Below are 18,118 nucleotides of genomic sequence, written 5' to 3' on the forward strand. Positions count from 1 at the left end.
AGCGATGACGAAGCAGGGCTGGCAGATGGGTAGCGCAAGCGCATCGACGAGCGGATTCCGCCGTCGTGCAGACGCCACGTTCCACGCCGTCTTCGCTGCGCGCTCCTGGAGTTTCAACGCATGAAGATCAAACGTTTCGTGGCCGCCGACATGCGCCAGGCCATGCGTGAAGTGCGCGAGGAGCAGGGCCCCGATGCGGTGATCCTTTCCACGCGCCGCATGGACGAAGGCATCGAGATCATCGCCGCCGTCGATTTCGACGAGGCGCTGGTGCGCGAGGCTGCCCGGCATGGCGCGCCGCTGCACGTGGAATCGCACAGGCCGGTCGAGTCCGCTCCGGTCGAGGCGAAGCCGGCGGCGATCCGTCGCGGCGACGTCGCTCCGCCGCCGCTGCCGACGGCGAGCCGTCATCACGACGATGGCGTGACGGTGTCGCTGTCGCGTCGTGCGCCCGCGATGCCGCCGGCGGCCGAACCGGTGCCGCCTCGCGCAGGCGCGCCGCGTGCCGCCGAACCGCCGATGCAGGCCGCCGCCCCTGTACAGGCATCCGTCGCACCGGCGGTGCCTGCGGCGCCGGTCGAGGCAGTGGCGCCAGCCGCGTCGTTCGATCCGTCCGCACCGATCCATCCGCTGCTCGAGCGCGCCATGCAGGACACCGCCCGCGTGCGCGCCGAACTGGGCAGCCTGCGCGACCTGCTGGAGACGCAGCTCTCCAGCCTGATCTGGAACGACATGGAGCGCCGCCAGCCGCTGCGCGCTCGCGTGCTGCGCGAGATGACGCGCCTGGGCATCGAATCCGATGTCGCCCGCCAGCTGGTGGACGACCTGCCGAGCAACCTCAGCGCCGAGCAGGCGCGCTACCTGCCGCTGGGCATGCTGAGCCGCAGCCTTTCCATCAGCCGCCGCGACCAGTCCGAGCGCCCTGGCGTCACCGCCCTGGTCGGCCCGACCGGCGTCGGCAAGACCACCACGATTGCCAAGCTCGCCGCCCGCGCGGTGATGCGCCATGGCGCCAACAACGTGGCGCTGGTCAGCACCGACCATTACCGCATCGGCGCCGCCGCGCAGCTGGAGCATTACGGCCGCCTGCTCGGCGTGCGCGTGTACCCGGCCTATGACGCGGACAGCCTGCGCCAGGTGCTGGGCCTGCTGCGCGGTTGCCACACCGTGCTGGTCGATACCGCCGGCGTGGCTGGTGGCGATCCGCGCCTGGCGCAGCAGCTGGATGTGCTTTCCAACGGTGGCGACCTGCGCGCATGCCTGGTGCTGGCGGCCAACGCGCAGGCCCCGTCGCTCGACGAAGCGGTGCGTGCCTACCTGCCGCTGCGGCCGCACGCCTGCATCCTCACCAAGCTCGACGAGGCTCCCAGCCTCGGCGGTGCGCTGTCGGTTCTCATCCGCCACCGACTGGCGCTCGACTACATCACCGACGGCCAGCGCGTGCCCGAGGACATCGCCGCCGCCGATGCGCGCGTGCTGGTGTGCCGCGCCGCCCAGGTGCTCAAGGGCAACGCCGCCGCGACGGCGGACGACGATGTGATGGCGGAACGGTTCGGACTGGCGGTGGCAAACGCATGAGCGCTTTCGCAATGAATCAGGCGATCGGTCTGGAGAGCATGCTGCGTGCCCTGGCGGAACGGCACGGCAGGCAGAACCCCGGCCAGGACCAGGCCTTCGGCCTGGCCAGCCCTCCGCCGCGCAAGCGCTGTCGCGCCATCGCGGTGGCCGGCGGCAAGGGCGGCGTGGGCAAGACCACGGTGTCGGTGAACCTCGGCATGGCGCTGGCGATGGGCGGTCACGACGTGATCCTGCTCGACGCCGACATGGGCCTGGCCAACATCGACGTGCTGCTGGGCCTCACGCCCACGCGCCATATCGGTCATCTGCTCGACGGCGCGTGTGGCATCGAGGATCTGCTGCTGCCTGCGCGGCACGGCCTCAAGGTGGTGCCGGCCGGTTCCGGCACGCGCCGCCTGGCCCAGCTCAGCAACACCGAGCACGCCGCGGTCATCCGCGCCTTCGACGACCTGGTGTCGCCGCCGGACTACCTGCTGGTGGATACCGCCGCGGGCGTCTCGGACAACGTGGCGATGTTCGCCGCGGCGGCCGACGACGTGGTGCTGGTGGTCTGCGACGAGCCGGCCTCGCTCACCGACGCCTACGCGATGCTCAAGGTGCTGAGCCGCGACTTCGGCGTCCGCCGCTTCCGCATGGTGGCGAACATGGTGCGCAACCTGGGTGAGGCGAAACAGCTGCACCAGAAGCTGGCGCGCGTCAGCGACCGCTTCCTGGACGTGGCCCTGGATTTCATGGGCATGGTGCCGAACGACGAACGCCTGCGGCAGGCCATCAAGCGCCAGAGCGCGGTGGTCGACCTGTGGCCGTCCAGCCGGTCGGGCCAGGCATTCAAGCAATTGGCAGGTGCGGTCGATACATGGGGTGAACCCGAAAGACTCGGCCTGGACCGCATTGCCTTCTTCAGCAGGCAGGCCGCTGTGGCCAACGGGTGGTGAGAAATGAGCGTGGCTTCCGAATACCTGCAACTGCAACGCCAAAGTGCCGACGAGCTGGTCCGCCAGCACGCCCCGCTGGTGCGAAGGATCGCCTATCACCTGATGGGCCGCCTGCCGCCGAGCGTGGACGTGAGCGACCTGATCCAGGCCGGCATGATCGGGCTGCTGGAAGCGGCGCGTAATTTCGCGACGGGACGCAATGCGAGCTTCGAGACGTTTGCGGGCATCCGCATTCGTGGCGCGATGCTCGACGAACTGCGCCGCACCGACTGGACGCCGCGCTCGGTGCACCGAAAGGTGCGCGAGATGGCCGAGGTGGTGCGCCAGATCGAGATCGAGACCGGCGCCGATGCCGACGACGCCGAAGTGATGCGGCGACTGGGCATGGGCGCGGAGGAATACCACCAGGTGCTGGCCGATGCCGCGAGCGCCCGCTTGCTGAGCCTCTCGGCACCGGACGACGCCGAGGGCGGCGCCGCCTTCGATGTGGCTGACGGCGAAAGCCTGAATCCGCAGGAGAGCGTCGAGAACGACGGCATGCGCAGTGCGCTGGTCGAGGCCATCGGCAGCCTGCCCGAACGCGAGCAGCTGGTGATGTCGCTGTATTACGAGGAGGAGTTGAACCTCAAGGAAATCGGCGCGGTGCTCGGGGTGACCGAGTCGCGCGCCTGCCAGATCCACGGCCAGGCAGTGGTGCGCTTGCGGGCGCGCATGAGCGGCTGGCACGACGCGGTCGAGCAGAGCCGGAAGCAAAAGAAGAAGGGGTGAGCGGCGAAGGCGCAAGCCCGGGCATGCCGGTGAAGCCGACGCGCGTCCACCGCGGTCGGTGCGCTCTCGCCACTCGCCTCGTCCCTGTTTAAACCATCCACACACGCTCAGCGGAGAAAGCGTTTGGACAAGAACATGAAAATCCTCGTGGTGGACGACTTTTCCACCATGCGGCGCATCGTCCGCAACCTGCTGGTGGAGCTGGGTTTCAGCAACCCGCTCATCCAGGAAGCCGATGACGGCGAAAACGCGCTCACCATGCTGAAGGCCAACGCCTTCGACCTGGTCGTCACCGACTGGAACATGCCCAACATGACGGGCATCGACCTCTTGCGCGCGATCCGTGCCGAGCCCTCGCTGAAGGGCATGCCGGTGCTGATGGTTACCGCCGAGAACAACCGCGACCAGATCATCGCCGCCGCGCAGGCCGGCGTGAACGGCTACATCGTCAAGCCGTTCACCGCCGTCACGCTGCAGGAAAAACTCACCAAGATCTTCGAGCGGCTTGCCGCCAGCGGAGCCGCCGCATGAACGCACAAGTATCCCTGATGGATGGCGGCTCGCTGCCGCAGGAACTGCACGACCTCCTCAACAGCTCTGACGGCGCCGCCTTCGAGCAGGCGCTCGACGTGCTGGTGCGCCAGCGCGAGCAGCGCATGTTCCGCGCGCTGGGCCTCTTGGCCCGCGATCTGCACGACGCCGTGCGCCGCCTCGGTGGCGACCTGGCGCAGGAAGGCGTGCCGGGCAGCGTGGCCGACGCGCGCCAGCATCTGCAGGACGTGCTGGAGATGAGTTCGCAGGCCGCGCACCGCACGCTGGATTTCGCCGAGCGCATGCGCCCGCAGGCCGAAGCCGTGGCCGAGAACGCCAACGCCGTGATCGACGGCACGCCCGAGGGCGACGTGGCCCACGTGCTGGCGAAGCAGGCGCAGTCGTTCGCCAACGAGTGCCGCGAAGGCCTGGCCGATTTCGTGGTGGCGCAGTCGTGGCAGGACCTCGCCGGCCAGCGCATCAAGAAGGTCGTCAACTTCATCGGCAGCGTGGAGAACTCGCTGCTGGAACTGGTGAGCCTCACCGGTGCGCTCGCCACCGGCGAAGCTGCGGCGGCGCCGGTCAAGGTCACCAGCCAGGACGAAGCCGATCGTCTTCTCAGCGAATTCGGCTTCTAAAAGAAAAAAAGAATAAGGACTGGCATGGATCCCACGTTCGACAGCGAGCTGCGCGATGCCTTCCTGGTGGAAGCCGGGGACCTCGTGCAGCGCCTGGGCGACCAGCTGATCGGGCTGGAAGGCTCACCGCGCGACAGCGAACTGCTGAACGCGGTGTTTCGCGCGTTCCACACCGTGAAGGGTGGCGCGGGCTTTCTCGCGGTCGAGCCGATGGTGCAGCTGTGCCATCACGCCGAAGACCTGCTCAACGTGGCGCGCAATGGCCAGCTGCTGATCGATGCCGAACGTATGGACGCGCTGCTCGAAGCGCTGGACCTGCTCAACGACATGCTCGCGGCGCTGGCCGGCGGCCAGGCGATGGCCATGCCACCGCCGGCCTTGCTCGACCGCCTGTCGCCGGGCAAGCGTGCGGCTCCCGCGCCTGCGCCCAAACCGGTCGCTGCACCGATGGCGCCGCCGCCTGCCGACGGCAGCATCGACGATTCCGAATTCGAAGCCTTGCTGGACAGCCTGTACGGCAACGGCGGTGCGCCGGGCGCGCCGGCGGCATCGTCCAGCGAGTCCGGCACGATTTCCGACGACGAATTCGAGGCACTGCTGGACAACCTGCACGGCAAGGGCGGCACGCCCGGTGCGTACGACGCACCGTCGGCCGCCGCCCCGTCGGACAGCATCAGCGACGATGAATTCGAAGCGTTGCTCGACAACCTGCATGGCAAGGGCTCGGCGCCCGGTGCGATGCAGGCGGCAGCACCCGTGCCGGCACCGGCTCCCGCGGCTGCACCGGCACCTGCCGCGCGCAACGCCGCGCCGCCGCCGGAAAACACCGTGCGCGTGGATACCGCGCGCCTCGATTCCCTCGTGCATCGCGCCGGTGAACTGGTGCTGGTGCGCAATCGCCTGCTGAGCCTCGCCGCGAAGCAGGGCGACGAAACCCTCGCGCTGGCCGCGAGCGAACTCGATCGCGTAGCCGACGCGCTGCAGAACGCCGTGCTCGGCATGCGCATGCAGCCGGTGGGCCGCCTGTTCCAGCGCTTCCCGCGCATCGTGCGCGACCTGTCGCGTCAGCTCGGCAAGGAAGTGGAACTGGTGCAGGAAGGCGAGGGCACCGATCTCGATCGCAGCCTGGTCGAAGCGCTGGCCGATCCGATGGTGCACCTGATCCGCAACGCACTCGACCACGGCCTGGAAATGCCGGCCGACCGCGAGCGCGCCGGCAAGCCGCGCAAGGGCAAGGTCACGCTGTCGGCCAGCCAGCGCGGCGAGCGCATCGTCATCTCCGTGGCCGACGACGGTCGCGGCATGAATCCCGACGTCCTGCGCCGCAAGGCGGTGGAAAAGGGCGTCATCGACGAGGCGCAGGCCGCGCGCCTCACCGAAAACGAATGCTATGAACTGATCTTCCGCCCCGGCTTCAGCACGGCCGCCACCGTCTCCGACATCTCCGGTCGCGGCGTGGGCATGGACGTGGTGAAGACACGCGTGGCCGAACTCGGCGGCACCTTGCAGGTGCGCTCGCAGCTCGGTCGCGGCAGCACGCTGGAACTCGCCGTGCCGCTCACGCTGGCGATCCAGCGCGTGCTGATGGTGCGCGTGGGTGCACGCCTGCTCGCACTGCCGCTCAGCAACGTCGAGGAAGTGTTCGAAATGGCGCCGGGCCAGCAGCAACAGCTCGATGGCCGCGTGGTCGCTTCGCATCGCGGCCGCGCGCTGGCGCTGGCCGATCTCGCCGGCTGGGTCGGCGTGAACGATCTGCCTGGCGGCCACGTGGTGGTGCTGCACATCGGCCACCTGCGCCTGGGTTGCCTGGTGCACGAAGTGCTGGGCCGTGAAGACGTGATGGTGAAACCGCTCGGCCCTTTGTTCGAAGGCGTGCCCGCCGTGGCGGGCGCGACGGTCACTGGCGACGGCCGCCTGGCGCTGGTGATGGACCTTGCCGGCCTCGCGGATGCCGATGGCCAACTACTCCCTTCACTGCGAATGAGCGCCTGACATGGACCTGGTAAGTCTCATCGGCACGATCCTGGCGTTCATCGTCATCATCGTCGGCACCATCCTCAAGGGCTCCAGCGTCGAAGCGCTGTGGAACCCCGCTGCGTTCGTAATCGTGTTCCTCGGCACCATCGCCGCGCTGCTCGTGCAGAACTCCGGCAAGGTGCTCAAGCATGCGATGAAGCTGTTTCCCATGGTGTACAAGCCGCCGCAGCACCAGCCCAGCGACCTCATCAGCCGCATCGTCGGCTGGAGCGAGATCTCCCGCCGCCAGGGCCTGCTCGGCCTCGAGCCGCAGATCGATTCGGAAAGCGACACCTTCGTGCGCAAGGGCCTGCAACTGCTGGTGGACGGCAGCGAGCCGGAAGCGATCCGCGGCGTGCTCGAAGTGGAAGTGGACGCGCGCGAGCACCATGACCTCGCCGGCGCCAAGGTATTCGAAAACGCCGGCATCTTCTCGCCGACCATGGGCATCATCGGCGCCGTGATGGGCCTGATGGCGGTGATGCAGAACCTGGCCGACCCCAGCAAGCTGGGCCACGGCATCGCCGCGGCCTTCGTCGCCACCATCTACGGTGTCGCGCTGGCGAACCTGCTGATGCTGCCGATGTCGGCGCGCCTGAAGAGCCTGATTCACAAGCAGACGCAGATGCGCGAGATCCTCATCGAAGGTCTGGTCGCGATCGCCGAAGGTTCGAACCCGCGGCAGATCGAAGCCAAGCTGCAGGGCTATATGCCCTAACCGGATGCTGCCGTGGCCAGGAAGAAGAAAAAACACGAGGATCACGTCAATCACGAGGCATGGGCGATTCCCTATGCCGACCTGATGACGCTGCTGCTCGCCTTCTTCGTGGTGATGTATGCGGTGTCCGTGGTGAACGAAGGCAAGTACCGCGTGATGTCCGAATCCATCATCGAGGCCTTCAACGGTTCCAGCCACGTGATTGCGCCGATGCCGCAGACGCGCGCGTCCCCGCACAACGTGGATCCGGCCATGGCCACGCCGGCGGGGCAGCCTGGCGCCGCGACCACGCCGGTGAACGTGCCGATCCCCGCGCGTCCGCAGAAGGTGCGCGTGATGGACGTGCGCCAGGCGCTGCAGGACCGCACCGAACAGAAGAACCTGGAGCTGATCCGCGACCAGATCCAGCGCGCGATGCAGCCACTGATCGACAAGCAGATGGTGATCGTGCGCAAGACCACCACGTGGCTGGAAATCGAACTGCGCACGGATATCCTGTTTCCCAGTGGCGTGGCGAAGCTGTCCGACCAGGCCAACGGCGTACTCGACGAAATGGCCGGCATCCTCAAGCCGTTTCCCAATCCGGTGCGCATCGAGGGCTACACCGACGATCGCCCGATCAACACGTCGCTGTATCCATCCAACTGGGAACTTTCCGCGGCGCGTGCCGCTGCCGTGGCGCGCCTGTTTTCCGAACAGGGCGTTGAGCCTTCGCGGCTGGGTATCGTCGGCTGGAGCGAATATCGCCCGGCGGCCGACAACACCACCGAGGACGGCCGCAACCACAACCGCCGAGTGTTGATCGTCATCCTCAGCAACGACGGCGCGCCCAAGCGCCTGTTCAACGACAGCGACGGCAAGAACCAGTACGCGGATGCCGGCGATGAACCTTCGCCTGCACCCGAAGTGCCTGCCGTGCTGCCTGCCGTGCCGACGCTGTCGTCGAGGCCGGCCGAAGCCGCGCACGATGGCGTGGTGCCGCCGAACAAGGTGATCCTTGCCGGCCCGGCCGCAGCGGACGCACCTGCGGATGTCGCGAGAACGCCGCCGATCGTCGCGCCGGCGGCAGCGGGCGCCATCACCGTCACCGCGCCGCATCTCGCCAGGCCGGAGCACGGGCCGTGAATCCTGTTTTCGCCACGCATGCAGCGGAGTCGATGTGAGCGACATCCCCAACCACACCACCGATCGCTGGCTGTCGTTCCGGCTGGGCGGGCAGCTTTATGCCGCGCCGCTCGACCAGGTGAGCGAAGTGATCCGCGACGGCGAACTCACGCCGGTGCCTGGCGCCGCCGCTGACCTGCTCGGCATCCGCCACCTACGCGGACGCATCGTGCCCGTGCTCGATGGACGCCGGCGGCTGGGCCTGCCGGAAACCCATGGCGGCGACGCGCATGAAGTGCGCCTGGTGATGCTGTCGCATGGTCCGCACCTGGTGGGCCTGCGCGTGGACGCCATCGGCGATCTCGTGCATGCACAAGGCGCCGAGATCGCGCCGCCTCCGCCCGGCGGCGCCGCAAGGCATGACGATCCCGTGCACGGCGTGCTGCCGTGGCAAGGCGGTTTTGTCGCCTTGCTCGACGTGCGTCGCCTGTGCCGTCTGCCGCTGGAAAGCGAGGCGGCCTAGGGCAACGCAGGGCCGGCGGGCTATGCTCTGGGAAACCGGAAGCGGCCACGTCGCTCCGATCCACCTGCAGCATGGAACGGTGAGGAGAGTGCCCATGTCTGACGATGCCAGCACGGCTGCCGCGTCGCCCGGCCAGCGTGCGATGGTGATCATCGCCGCGACCTGCGTGCTGGCATTGCTGTATGTCGGCCGCGAAGTGCTGGTGCCCATCGTGCTCGCGCTGTTCCTCAGCCTGCTGATGGCGCCGTGGGTGCGCATCTATCGGCGGCTGGGCATGGGCCACGGCTCCTCGGTGCTCGTCGCCGTGCTCGCGCTGGTGGTGATCGGCGGTGGCCTGGCCACGGTGATCGGCTCGCAGATGGTGTCGATGGCACGCAGCCTGCCGCAGTACGAGGCCACCATCCACGCCAAGGTGCAGACGCTTCGCACCTTCACGCTGGCCGAGTTGCAGGCGATGCAGGGCGAGTTCGGCAAGGTCATCGCCTCGTCCGAGGGCACGACGGAGCAGGGTGCATCCGCGGCAGGCGAAAGCGCCAGGCGGCTGGACGAAGGCGCCGCGCATGCGCCGGCAGGCGCGACATCCACGCCGCTGGCGGTGCTCGGCCGCGTGCTTTCCACCGCATGGGTGCCGGTGGAAACGGCAGGCATCGTGCTGGTCGTGCTGGTCTTCGTGCTGCTCGAACACGAATCGCTGCGCGATCGCTTCATCCGCCTCGCCGGCGGCAACGACCTGCGCGCGACCACCGCCGCCATCAACGACGCGGGCGAGCGGCTGTCGCGCTTCTTCCTCTCGACGTTCTCGGTGAATTTCGGCGTGGGGCTGGCCATCTGGGCGGGCCTCTCGGTGCTCGGCGTTCCCAATGCGCCGCTGTGGGGCGCGCTCACCGCGGTGCTGCGCTTCGTGCCGTACGTGGGCGTGTGGCTGGTGGCGGCGCTGGCAGCCTTGTTTGCCGCGGCGGTGGTACCGGGCTGGACGCTGGTGCTGCTCACCCTCGCGCTGTACATCGTGATCGAGCTGCTCGTGTCGCAGCTGATCGAGCCCTTCCTTTACGGACATACCACCGGCCTCTCGCCGCTGGCGGTGGTGGTGGCGGCCATCTTCTGGAGCTGGCTGTGGGGCCCGGTGGGCCTGGTGATGTCCACGCCGCTGACGCTGTGTCTCGTCGTGGCCGGTCGTCACGTGAAGGCGCTGGGCCTGCTCAACGTGCTGCTCGGCGATGCGCCCGCGTTGACCATGCCGCAGCGCCTCTACCAGCGCGCGTTGTCGGGCGATGCGGGAGAAATCATCACCGAGGCGCGTTCGTTCCTGAAGCGCCGTTCGTTCGCCGCCTATTGCGACAACGTGCTGCTGCCGGCGCTGCAACTGGCCGGCATCGACCTGCGGCGCGGCGTCATCGGCGCCGAGCAGCAGGGCACGGTGCGCGAAACCATCGTGACCGTCATCGGCGCCCTGGGAAACCAGGGACAGCGGCACATGCGCTGGCGTCGCCGCACCTCGGTGCTTGACGACGTGAGCATCGGCCGCCGCCTGCGCCAGCAGCGCGAAGACATCAGCGGCCGCTGGCAGGGGCCGCTCACCGTGGCGCCGGGTTCGATCGTGCTTTGCGTCGGTCTGGGCACGGTGGTCGACGATCTGGCGACGGAGCTGTTGACGCGCATCCTGCGCGACCTGCACCTGGACGCACGCCATATTTCCGTCGAGGACTTCGCCGCGTTCGAGGCCGAGCCGCATCCCGAGGCGACGCCGAATGCGGTGGCGATGCTGTATCTGGTCAGCGCCCAGCTTTCCGATGAGAAACAGGGCATGGTCGAAGCGGCCGCGCAGATGCGCGAACGCATGCCGGGCGTGCACCTTGCCGCGCTGCTGCTACCCGAGCCGCTGGCCCAGGTCGAGGGCCCGGCAACGACCGAAGCCGATGTCGACGAAGTGCTGGATTCCTTCGAGAGTGCGGCCTTGCAGGCCATCAACCGGATCCCGGAAGGTGCCGCCGCTGCGTGACGTGGTGCGCTACGTCGCCCGTCGTACGCACAAGGCTACGGGATCGCCTCGAACGCGCCGAGGCGCGTCTCCGATGTCGCCAGACCTTCGAGCTGCTGGTCCAGCGCGTCGTAATCCGCGCGGTGGCGATGCCTGAAGGCCTCGAAGGATTCACGCGATTCCCAGCGGTCCACCGTCAGGTAGCGAGCGGCGTCTTCCGCGTCGCGCAGCAGCTGCGTTTCGATGTAACCGGGTGCGCGACGGAAGAGTTGCACCCACGGTCCCCGTGGCCCATAGGCGTGTTCAAACTCTGATGCCCGCGTGGCCGGCAGCCGGAATTCCCACACGATGTCGTAGCTCATGCAGCGCTCCTGCACGCCGTCGCGTGCACTGTTCGACGTCGTTTTCCGGAAGGCCAGGGGCATGTTCCGCACCGGAGTGTTCCATGGCGAGTGCTGCTCATTGCCGGTGCGCTGTTGCCAAGGTGACCTTGATTACCGTGCTGCGGTCTGCGGCAGCGGTGTGCTTCAGGACAGCAGGTCTTCCGCCAGTCGCAGGCGGTTCTCCGCTTGCTCGACCGTGTAGCTCAGGGCGAGTGCGAGATGCACGGCATTTTTCGGCGTGAGCTTGTAGGTACGGACCAGGCCGGCCAGTTCGGCCAGCGCTTCCATGTCGACGCGCGCGCTTTCGATCGCCCGCGCGGTCTGGTGAGTGAGGCGCGTGCCTTTGGAAACGATGAAAAGTCCGAGGGACAGCGCCGCATCCGTGGCCGCTTTTGAGATGGTGACCGCCATGCTCTCGGGCAGCACTCCTTCGCTGACGGCATCGCTCGCCAGTTCCTTGATCGCGCGCGTAACCGTCAGTGCGTAAGAGACCGGGTGAGCTCGCTGTTCCATGCGGGTTCCCTCGTCTTGAAGACGTGCGGCATCTTAGAACGTGATCGCGACGACTTTCCACCTTTCACACAAGTGAAGGATGCGTTAGCACCGACACAAAAAGGAACCTGTCTAGGTTTATAGATCGGAAACGTTCAAGGCGACTTTGCCTGTAACGGTTGCGACGCAGGAAATGCTGCAAGCGACTCGTGTGCAAAGGCCAAAAAAGGCGGGAAGTCCGTAGTTCTACGCACGTCCGTTTCCGTGGATTTTCGGTTGGTGCATGCCGCTGCCTCGGTCACTATGGCGCCGCAAGAAATCTAGTGCCCAGGGGTGGTCACTCTTGCGTCACGCTCTGCCCGCCCATCGTGTTCGGAAGATTGGGCAATAGCTGGTTCGTAGCCGGCCTTTGGTAAGGGCGACTCTTTCCCTGTGCTGGAAATCAATGCGAGCGACTGCGCTTCGCAGGGAGGCCTCCATGCGCAACGAGACATCCATCAAGCCCTACGCGACTGCCGCCCACGCAAGGGGAAGGTTTCCACGACGGAGTTCCCTATGCCTGGCGGTATCCCTGGCGCTCGCATTGCCTGTGGTGACCCACGCGCAAACCACATGCGGCGCATCCGGCAACCCGCTTACAGCCACTTGTACTTCATCGGGCAACAACTACACGGCAGGCATCGCGCTTGGTTCGACGGCCGCGCCCATTACGACGGATGCCAACTTGACGCTGACGCCGGGTGTCGTGGTGATTCCGACCACCTCGGGCCGTCGTGGCGTTTCGGTCTTATCGACCCAAGCGGGCACGTTGACAGCCACCGGCAGCAACGTGACGACGACGGGAAACAGCGCGTACGGCATGTTCGTGCAGACGTCCGGGGCGTCCCGGGCACTTTGTCGGTATCCGGCGGCGCGGTGAACACCGTCGGCAACTCGACGCAGGCCGTTTGGGCCAACGCCACGGGCGCGGGTGATGCAAACGTCACCAGTAGCGCCGATGTCACCACGACAGGCACGGGTGCATCGATTGGCGTAGAGGCGTCAACCGCAGGGGCGGGCAACGCCACCGTGTTGTTTTCGGGCACGGTGCAGACTCTCGGTACAGGCAGCGCGCACGGTGCGGAGGCTCTGGCCAACGGAAGCGGGGCCGCTACGATCACGCAAACCGGCGGATCGGTATCCACTGCGGGCGACGGTGCCGTCGGTGTTCTCGCCAGAAGTACGACGGGCAATGCCTCTGCAACGTCGAATGCCGGCGCCAGCGTCACAACGCAAGGCACAGGTTCGGTAGGTATCTATGCATTTGCAACCAGCGGTGGCAGCGCACAAGCAACGTCGAGTGGCAATGTGACGACCGGAGGCGGAGCTTCTGGGAAGGGTGCCATTGGTGTCGAGGCGCAGGCGTCGGGTGCCGGCAATGCGTTGGTGACCACCAGTGGAACCGTGCAGACGCTCGGCAGTACCGGCACGGCGCATGGCGTCGAAGCGTTTGCCCAGGGGAGCGGTTCGGCCACCGTGAACATGAAGGGCGGCGGGGTATCCACCTTGGCGGCAGGCGCAGTGGGTCTGCTTGCCGATGCGAATACCGGCGCGGCCAACGTTACTCAAGCGACAGCTAGCACGGTAAGCACGCAGGGTGCGGCTGCCCTTGGCATATTGGCCAATGCAAGGAACGGTGGAAGCTCGCAAGTCACTGCCAGTGGCAACGTCACGACGGGCGACAACGGCAGCGGCAATGGTGCCATTGGCGTGGAAGCCATCAGTGCCGGTGCCGGAAATGCGCAAGTGGACGTTGCAGGCAAGGTGCAGACACTCGGCACGTCGGGCATAGCCCATGCCATCGAAGCGTTTTCCGGAAGCACGGGTTCGGGATCGGGCATGGCAAACGCCAACCTGTTGGCTGGCGGATCTGCCCTGACCATGGCAGCCAACAGTTATGGCGTGCTGGCGAAGTCGGCTTCCGGAAAAGCCACCGCCACCGCGGCGCAAGGGTCACGAGTGGAAACCTGGGGTGCGGGAGCGTGGGGCGTCAATGCGCTGGCGACGGCTGGCGGCGACGCGCAAGTCACACTGACGGATACCACGATCACCACGCACGGCGCGGGAGGTATCGGCGCAGAAGCGACGGCCAGTGGAACGGGCAGCGCCACGCTCGATGCGTCGGGTACGTTCACCACATTGAGCGGCACAGGCATCAATCATGCTCTGGAGTCACTCGCGCAGGGCTCGGGCAATGCCACCTTGACGTTCACCAGTGGCACGGTCTCCACGCAATCAGCCGGAAGCATGGCGTTGCTCTCCTCCGCGCAGGGTGCCGGAACGGCCACGCTTCAGGCCAGCGGAAACGGCACCCGTTCACTGGTGACGTCGGGTGATGGCAGTCCCGGTGTGATGGCGCGCTCCATCGGTGGTGCTGCGGCCCTCACGCTGGATGTCTCCGCCACGCCGGGCGGCATCGTCACCAACGGCGCCGGCTCGCCGGTCATCGTTGCGCTGAGCGGCGGCGCGGGTAACGCCATTGCCGATGTCACCGGCGATGTCACCGCCAACTCCACGGTCAATCTTTCGCCCGACAACGTCGTGACCCGTGGCGTAGTGGTGGCAGCGGCAGGAACGGGTGGTGCCAGTGCGGCGTATCACTCGGGCACGGTAACCACCAAGGCCGGTGGTGATCCCACCAACGGCGGCGTCGGCATCTATGCCTCGACACAGTCGGGCGCAGCGAGCATCACCACTGATGCCGGCACGGCGATACGCACGTCGGGCGCGAATGCTTATGGCCTGCAGGCACAAACCGTGGCGGGTACGAGTGCTACCGGCTCCATAGACATCGCATCGCAGTCCAACATCACAACGCAAGGGAGTGGCGCCCACGCCATTCTGGCCTTGTCGGTATCGGGGGACGCGCCCATCAGCGTCAATGCAAACGGCGCCTTGCAGACAGCGGGCGCGACCGCCAACGGCATAACGGCGGTCTCTGCGGGGCAGAGTTCGATTCATGTCACCAGCCAGGCGGCCATCGGCACATCGGGCGCCAACGCTTCAGGCGTCGTCGCCACGAGCAATGGCGGTACCGTCGACGTCACTTCCAGCGGCGTCATCCAGATTCAAGGCGGTGGTGCGCAGGTACATGGCATTGTGGGCCAAAGCCTTGCTTCGTCGTCGGGCACGTCAGGCATGGCGAATGTCAACGCCACTGGTTCCATCAGCGTGGCGGCCGGCACCGGCAACGACGGCATTGCCGCCCTGTCACTTGGCTCAGGCGGCGCTGCAACCGTGAGTTATGGCAGCGGGACGCTGGCCGTGGGCGGTGCATCGAACGGCATTCACGTGGGAGGCAGCGTCGACGGGCAGGGCACGGTGGCGGTGCAGGCCGGCGCGACGATCAACGCCACACAAGGCGAAGCGGGCGTCCTTGCCGACATGGGCGGTTCCAATCGGGTAAGCATCGCGAGCGGCGCCGTCGTCACCGGTGGTTGGTCGCTTCCGCAATCGGCGGGTGTGGCGTTTTTGCAGAATGGCAGCGCGCAACGCAACACACTGGACAATGCCGGCACGCTTGGCGCCATGAACGACCAGGCCATCTACAGCACAGGTGATGCCGCCAGTTCGCTTGCGATAGGCAATACGGCCAACCAGACCCTGGATGGCTATCTCACGTTGGCCGGTGGCACCAACACGCTGGTGAACTCCGGCACCTGGAACCTTCGGCACTTTGCCGACACGAACGGCGATGGCGCACGCGACACCCTGGCCGTCGCAGTGGCGCACTTCGGCAATGGCGTCGCCAACCGTGTCGGCAACTCGGGAACGCTTCGCCTGCCTGGCAGTCCCGATGCCGTCGTGCTCGATGCCACGGGCGAGTACCTCCCCCAGGCGCAGCAAGCCAACGCCATGGCGTTGAAGGGGCCCGTACAGGGCCAGCTGCTTGGGGTGGCCGAGTTCATCAACTCCGGCACCATCGATCTGCAGGCCAATGGTGTGGCTGGCGATGTGTTGCTGATCTCCGGCTCCACCGTGGCGGGCGTGGCCGGCAATGGTGTCTACGTTTCCAATGGCGGTGTGCTGAAGCTGGATACCGTGCTCAACGAGGGCAGTGCGCAATCCGTTTCCGACGTGCTGGTGGCGGATGCCATGGGCACGATTGCCGGCGGCCCCACCAAGGTGGACATCAACGACGTGGGCGGCGAAGGCGCGTTCACCCGCGGCAACGGCATCCTGATTGTCGAGCAGCTCGATACCAATCGCTCCAGTTACGGCGCGTTCGCGCTGGGTGCGCCGGTGGTAGCTGGCCCGTACGAGTACCACCTGTTCTACGGCAGCAAGGACACCAGCGGCCCGGCCAACTGGTATCTGCGCTCGGAGCAGCAGCCCGCGCCGCCGCCTCCGCCGTATCCGCCGGTGCCACCCGATCCGCCGACACCGCCCCCGTATCCTCCGGGCCCACCCGCGCCACCGGTACCGCCGGAGCCGCCCCGTCCGGATTACCGCCAGGAGGTATCGCTGTACGACGCAGTACCAGCCATGGCCTTGCTCTACGGTCGCACGTTGATGGACAACCTCCATGATCGCGTCGGCGAGGAAGAACAGTTGCGCGGTCGCACCGATCTCCAGTCTGGACATTGGTTCAATGGTGCATGGGCGCGGGTGGTTGGGCTCGATGGCAACTTCGATGGCAATGCCAAGGGCATCTACGGCGGCAGCCCCAAGTCCGATTTCAACATTGCCGCGCTGCAGGCAGGTATGGACGTCTATCGTGCCGAAGGCGACGACGGTACGCGCGACCACGCCGGCGTATACCTGGCGCAGGGACGGATTCGTGGTGATGTGACCCACTACACCGGTGTGGATGCGGGTACGGATCGCATCGAAGGCACCTCGTTGGGCGGCTATTGGACCTGGTTCAACGAGCGCGGTGCCTATCTGGACACCATCGTGCAGGGTACCTGGGCCAAGGCCTACGCCGATTCCACGCGCGGCATAAGCCTCAAGCCCCGCAGCGGTTTCGGCTGGGGTGCTTCGCTGGAGGGCGGCTACCCCTTTCATGAGGACAACTGGGTCATCGAGCCACAGGCTCAGCTGATGTATCAGACCGTCGACCATTCCCGGTCCTCCGACCGGGCGGCGCGGGTGACGTTCGGCGACATCGACTCGCTGGCCGGGCGACTCGGTGTCCGCTTTGCGCAGACCAGACAGCTCGCCAACCGCGAAGACGGCAGTCCTCAACTGCTGACCTACTGGGCGCGGCTCAACCTGTGGCACGAATTCAAGGGTACGCCGACGACGACCTTCTCTTCGCAGGAGGGGCCGGTGGTGTTCCGTGCCGATGTCTCCGGCACCTGGGGCGAACTCAATCTTGGCCTGACCTGGCAGATCAGCCGCCATGCCACGTTCTACGCCAAGGCGGGCTACGAGGCGGGACTCAGTGGCCGCTACGATGCTTACAACGGCGAACTCGGTTTGCGTTGGGCGTGGTAGCGAAGGACTGCAACCGCAGGCTGTCGATTCGGCAGTAGCGGAAAGGGGCAGGGCACCACTCGGTGCGCTGCCCCTTCTCGAGCGTTACTTGCTCGCGATGGTGAGTTCCACGCGGCGGTTCTGCGCCTTGCCTTCGGCCGTGTCGTTGGATGCGACGGGGTTCTGTTCGCCATAGCCGTGGGCCGCGACGAGGCCCGGCTTCACGCCCTGGGAGAGCATGTACTGCATCACGTTGTCGGCGCGCTTCTGCGACAGGATCTGGTTGGTGGTGACGCCCTGCGCCGCCAGTTGAGGGCCGATCGGCGTGCTGTCGGTATAGCCGTTGACGTTGATCTTGTTCTTCTGATGCGGGGCAAGGATGGCCGCGATCTTGGCGATGCTCTGCTTGGCCTGGGCCGAAATTTCCCATCCGCCCGAGGGAAACAGCAGCTGGTCGTTGAGCGATACCTTGATGGCGTCCTGCATGCGCTGGATGCTCATGTCGCGCGATGCGACCTCCGCGCCCATGGTGTCGTTGAGTTGCTTGTATTGCGCTTCGAGTTCGGCGTTACGCTGCTGCGATTCGTCGTACTTCTGTTGCGATACGCAGCCCACCATCAACAGCGCCGCGCCCAATACGCAAAGTATCGGAGACTTGATCATTGGATTTCCCCTCTTGCCGTGAAGTTGCCTGGAAGCGACCCCTGGTCCTGAAGAAATAGCCACCCGCCCTCGGATCTTCGCACCGCGAGGGATGGCCGGGCATCCGTAAAACTACGATGCGGGTGCCGTGGCGCGGGCATCCGCAGGGCGTTTTGCAGGGTGCGGGCGGCGGGGCGCATCGCTTCGAAGCGACGAAGCGACCGGCGAGGGCATGTGGCGTGGTGCGTTCCGCCGTTGCGTGCGGAGCGGCCGGCCTCGCGCTCGACCGAAGCCGGGCATCATCCCCCGGATCGATGTGCGATAAGGAAAAGGGTCACGCCCGCGTGATCGCCGA

15 protein-coding genes are annotated in these 18,118 nt (G+C 66.7%); 12 read left to right on the plus strand and 3 right to left on the minus strand.

All coding sequences use genetic code 11. The annotated features are described in order from the left end of the window. The first annotated feature begins 120 nt into the window (after window positions 1-120). From flhF to CA260_RS05035, 10 genes are all read left to right on the plus strand, one after another. A complete protein-coding gene (gene flhF / locus CA260_RS04990) occupies window positions 121-1,578 on the plus strand; it encodes a flagellar biosynthesis protein FlhF (RefSeq protein WP_111981297.1) in 1,458 nt (485 codons plus the stop codon). Window positions 1,579-1,589: 11 nt separating this feature from the next. Beyond that, window positions 1,590-2,513 carry a MinD/ParA family ATP-binding protein gene (locus CA260_RS04995; RefSeq protein WP_111981298.1) on the plus strand — a complete coding sequence of 308 codons (924 nt, stop codon included), beginning with the start codon at window positions 1,590-1,592 and terminating at the stop codon, window positions 2,511-2,513. Between the two features lie 3 nt (window positions 2,514-2,516). Beyond that, complete coding sequence (locus CA260_RS05000; protein ID WP_111981299.1) at window positions 2,517-3,281, plus strand: RNA polymerase sigma factor FliA; 765 nt, start codon at window positions 2,517-2,519, stop codon at window positions 3,279-3,281. 123 nt (window positions 3,282-3,404) lie between these two features. Continuing rightward, window positions 3,405-3,812, plus strand: a complete 408-nt coding sequence (gene cheY, locus CA260_RS05005; protein WP_038620666.1) for a chemotaxis response regulator CheY — start codon at window positions 3,405-3,407, stop codon at window positions 3,810-3,812. Continuing rightward, entirely contained in the window at window positions 3,809-4,450 is a 642-nt protein-coding gene (locus CA260_RS05010) for a protein phosphatase CheZ (RefSeq protein WP_111981300.1), read from the plus strand. The genes cheY and CA260_RS05010 overlap by 4 nt, the downstream gene beginning before the upstream one ends. 24 nt (window positions 4,451-4,474) lie before the next feature. Further along, window positions 4,475-6,442 carry a chemotaxis protein CheA gene (locus CA260_RS05015; protein ID WP_111981301.1) on the plus strand — a complete coding sequence of 656 codons (1,968 nt, stop codon included), beginning with the start codon at window positions 4,475-4,477 and terminating at the stop codon, window positions 6,440-6,442. A 1-nt stretch (window position 6,443) separates the two neighbouring features. Then, window positions 6,444-7,184, plus strand: coding sequence for a flagellar motor protein (locus CA260_RS05020; RefSeq protein ID WP_038620658.1), 741 nt, complete (start codon window positions 6,444-6,446; stop codon window positions 7,182-7,184). Between the two features lie 12 nt (window positions 7,185-7,196). Further along, entirely contained in the window at window positions 7,197-8,309 is a 1,113-nt protein-coding gene (gene motD, locus CA260_RS05025; RefSeq protein ID WP_111981302.1) for a flagellar motor protein MotD, read from the plus strand. Between the two features lie 34 nt (window positions 8,310-8,343). Next, window positions 8,344-8,811 carry a chemotaxis protein CheW gene (locus tag CA260_RS05030; protein ID WP_238149611.1) on the plus strand — a complete coding sequence of 156 codons (468 nt, stop codon included), beginning with the start codon at window positions 8,344-8,346 and terminating at the stop codon, window positions 8,809-8,811. A gap of 94 nt (window positions 8,812-8,905) precedes the next feature. Continuing rightward, a complete protein-coding gene (locus tag CA260_RS05035) occupies window positions 8,906-10,810 on the plus strand; it encodes an AI-2E family transporter (protein WP_111981304.1) in 1,905 nt (634 codons plus the stop codon). 35 nt (window positions 10,811-10,845) lie between these two features. Here the strand turns inward: CA260_RS05035 and CA260_RS05040 are convergent, their stop codons facing one another. Beyond that, entirely contained in the window at window positions 10,846-11,151 is a 306-nt protein-coding gene (locus CA260_RS05040; RefSeq protein WP_172461718.1) for an antibiotic biosynthesis monooxygenase family protein, read from the minus strand. Window positions 11,152-11,316: 165 nt separating this feature from the next. Further along, window positions 11,317-11,685: a hypothetical protein gene (locus CA260_RS05045; protein ID WP_111981306.1), complete on the minus strand. Its 369-nt coding sequence runs from the start codon at window positions 11,683-11,685 to the stop codon at window positions 11,317-11,319. Window positions 11,686-12,142: 457 nt separating this feature from the next. Between CA260_RS05045 and CA260_RS21075 the strand changes: the two genes are divergently transcribed. After that, on the plus strand, window positions 12,143-12,583 hold the full coding sequence (locus CA260_RS21075) for a hypothetical protein (protein ID WP_172461719.1): 441 nt from the start codon (window positions 12,143-12,145) through the stop codon (window positions 12,581-12,583). Between the two features lie 506 nt (window positions 12,584-13,089). After that, window positions 13,090-17,142 carry an autotransporter outer membrane beta-barrel domain-containing protein gene (locus tag CA260_RS05055; RefSeq protein WP_172461720.1) on the plus strand — a complete coding sequence of 1,351 codons (4,053 nt, stop codon included), beginning with the start codon at window positions 13,090-13,092 and terminating at the stop codon, window positions 17,140-17,142. Between the two features lie 84 nt (window positions 17,143-17,226). On the opposite strand, the gene CA260_RS05060 is transcribed toward CA260_RS05055, so the two are convergent. Next, on the minus strand, window positions 17,227-17,784 hold the full coding sequence (locus CA260_RS05060; RefSeq protein ID WP_111981309.1) for an OmpA/MotB family protein: 558 nt from the start codon (window positions 17,782-17,784) through the stop codon (window positions 17,227-17,229). Window positions 17,785-18,118 lie beyond the last annotated feature (334 nt).

This window comes from Dyella jiangningensis, from assembly GCF_003264855.1.
Taxonomy (GTDB): Bacteria; Pseudomonadota; Gammaproteobacteria; order Xanthomonadales; family Rhodanobacteraceae; genus Dyella; species Dyella jiangningensis_C.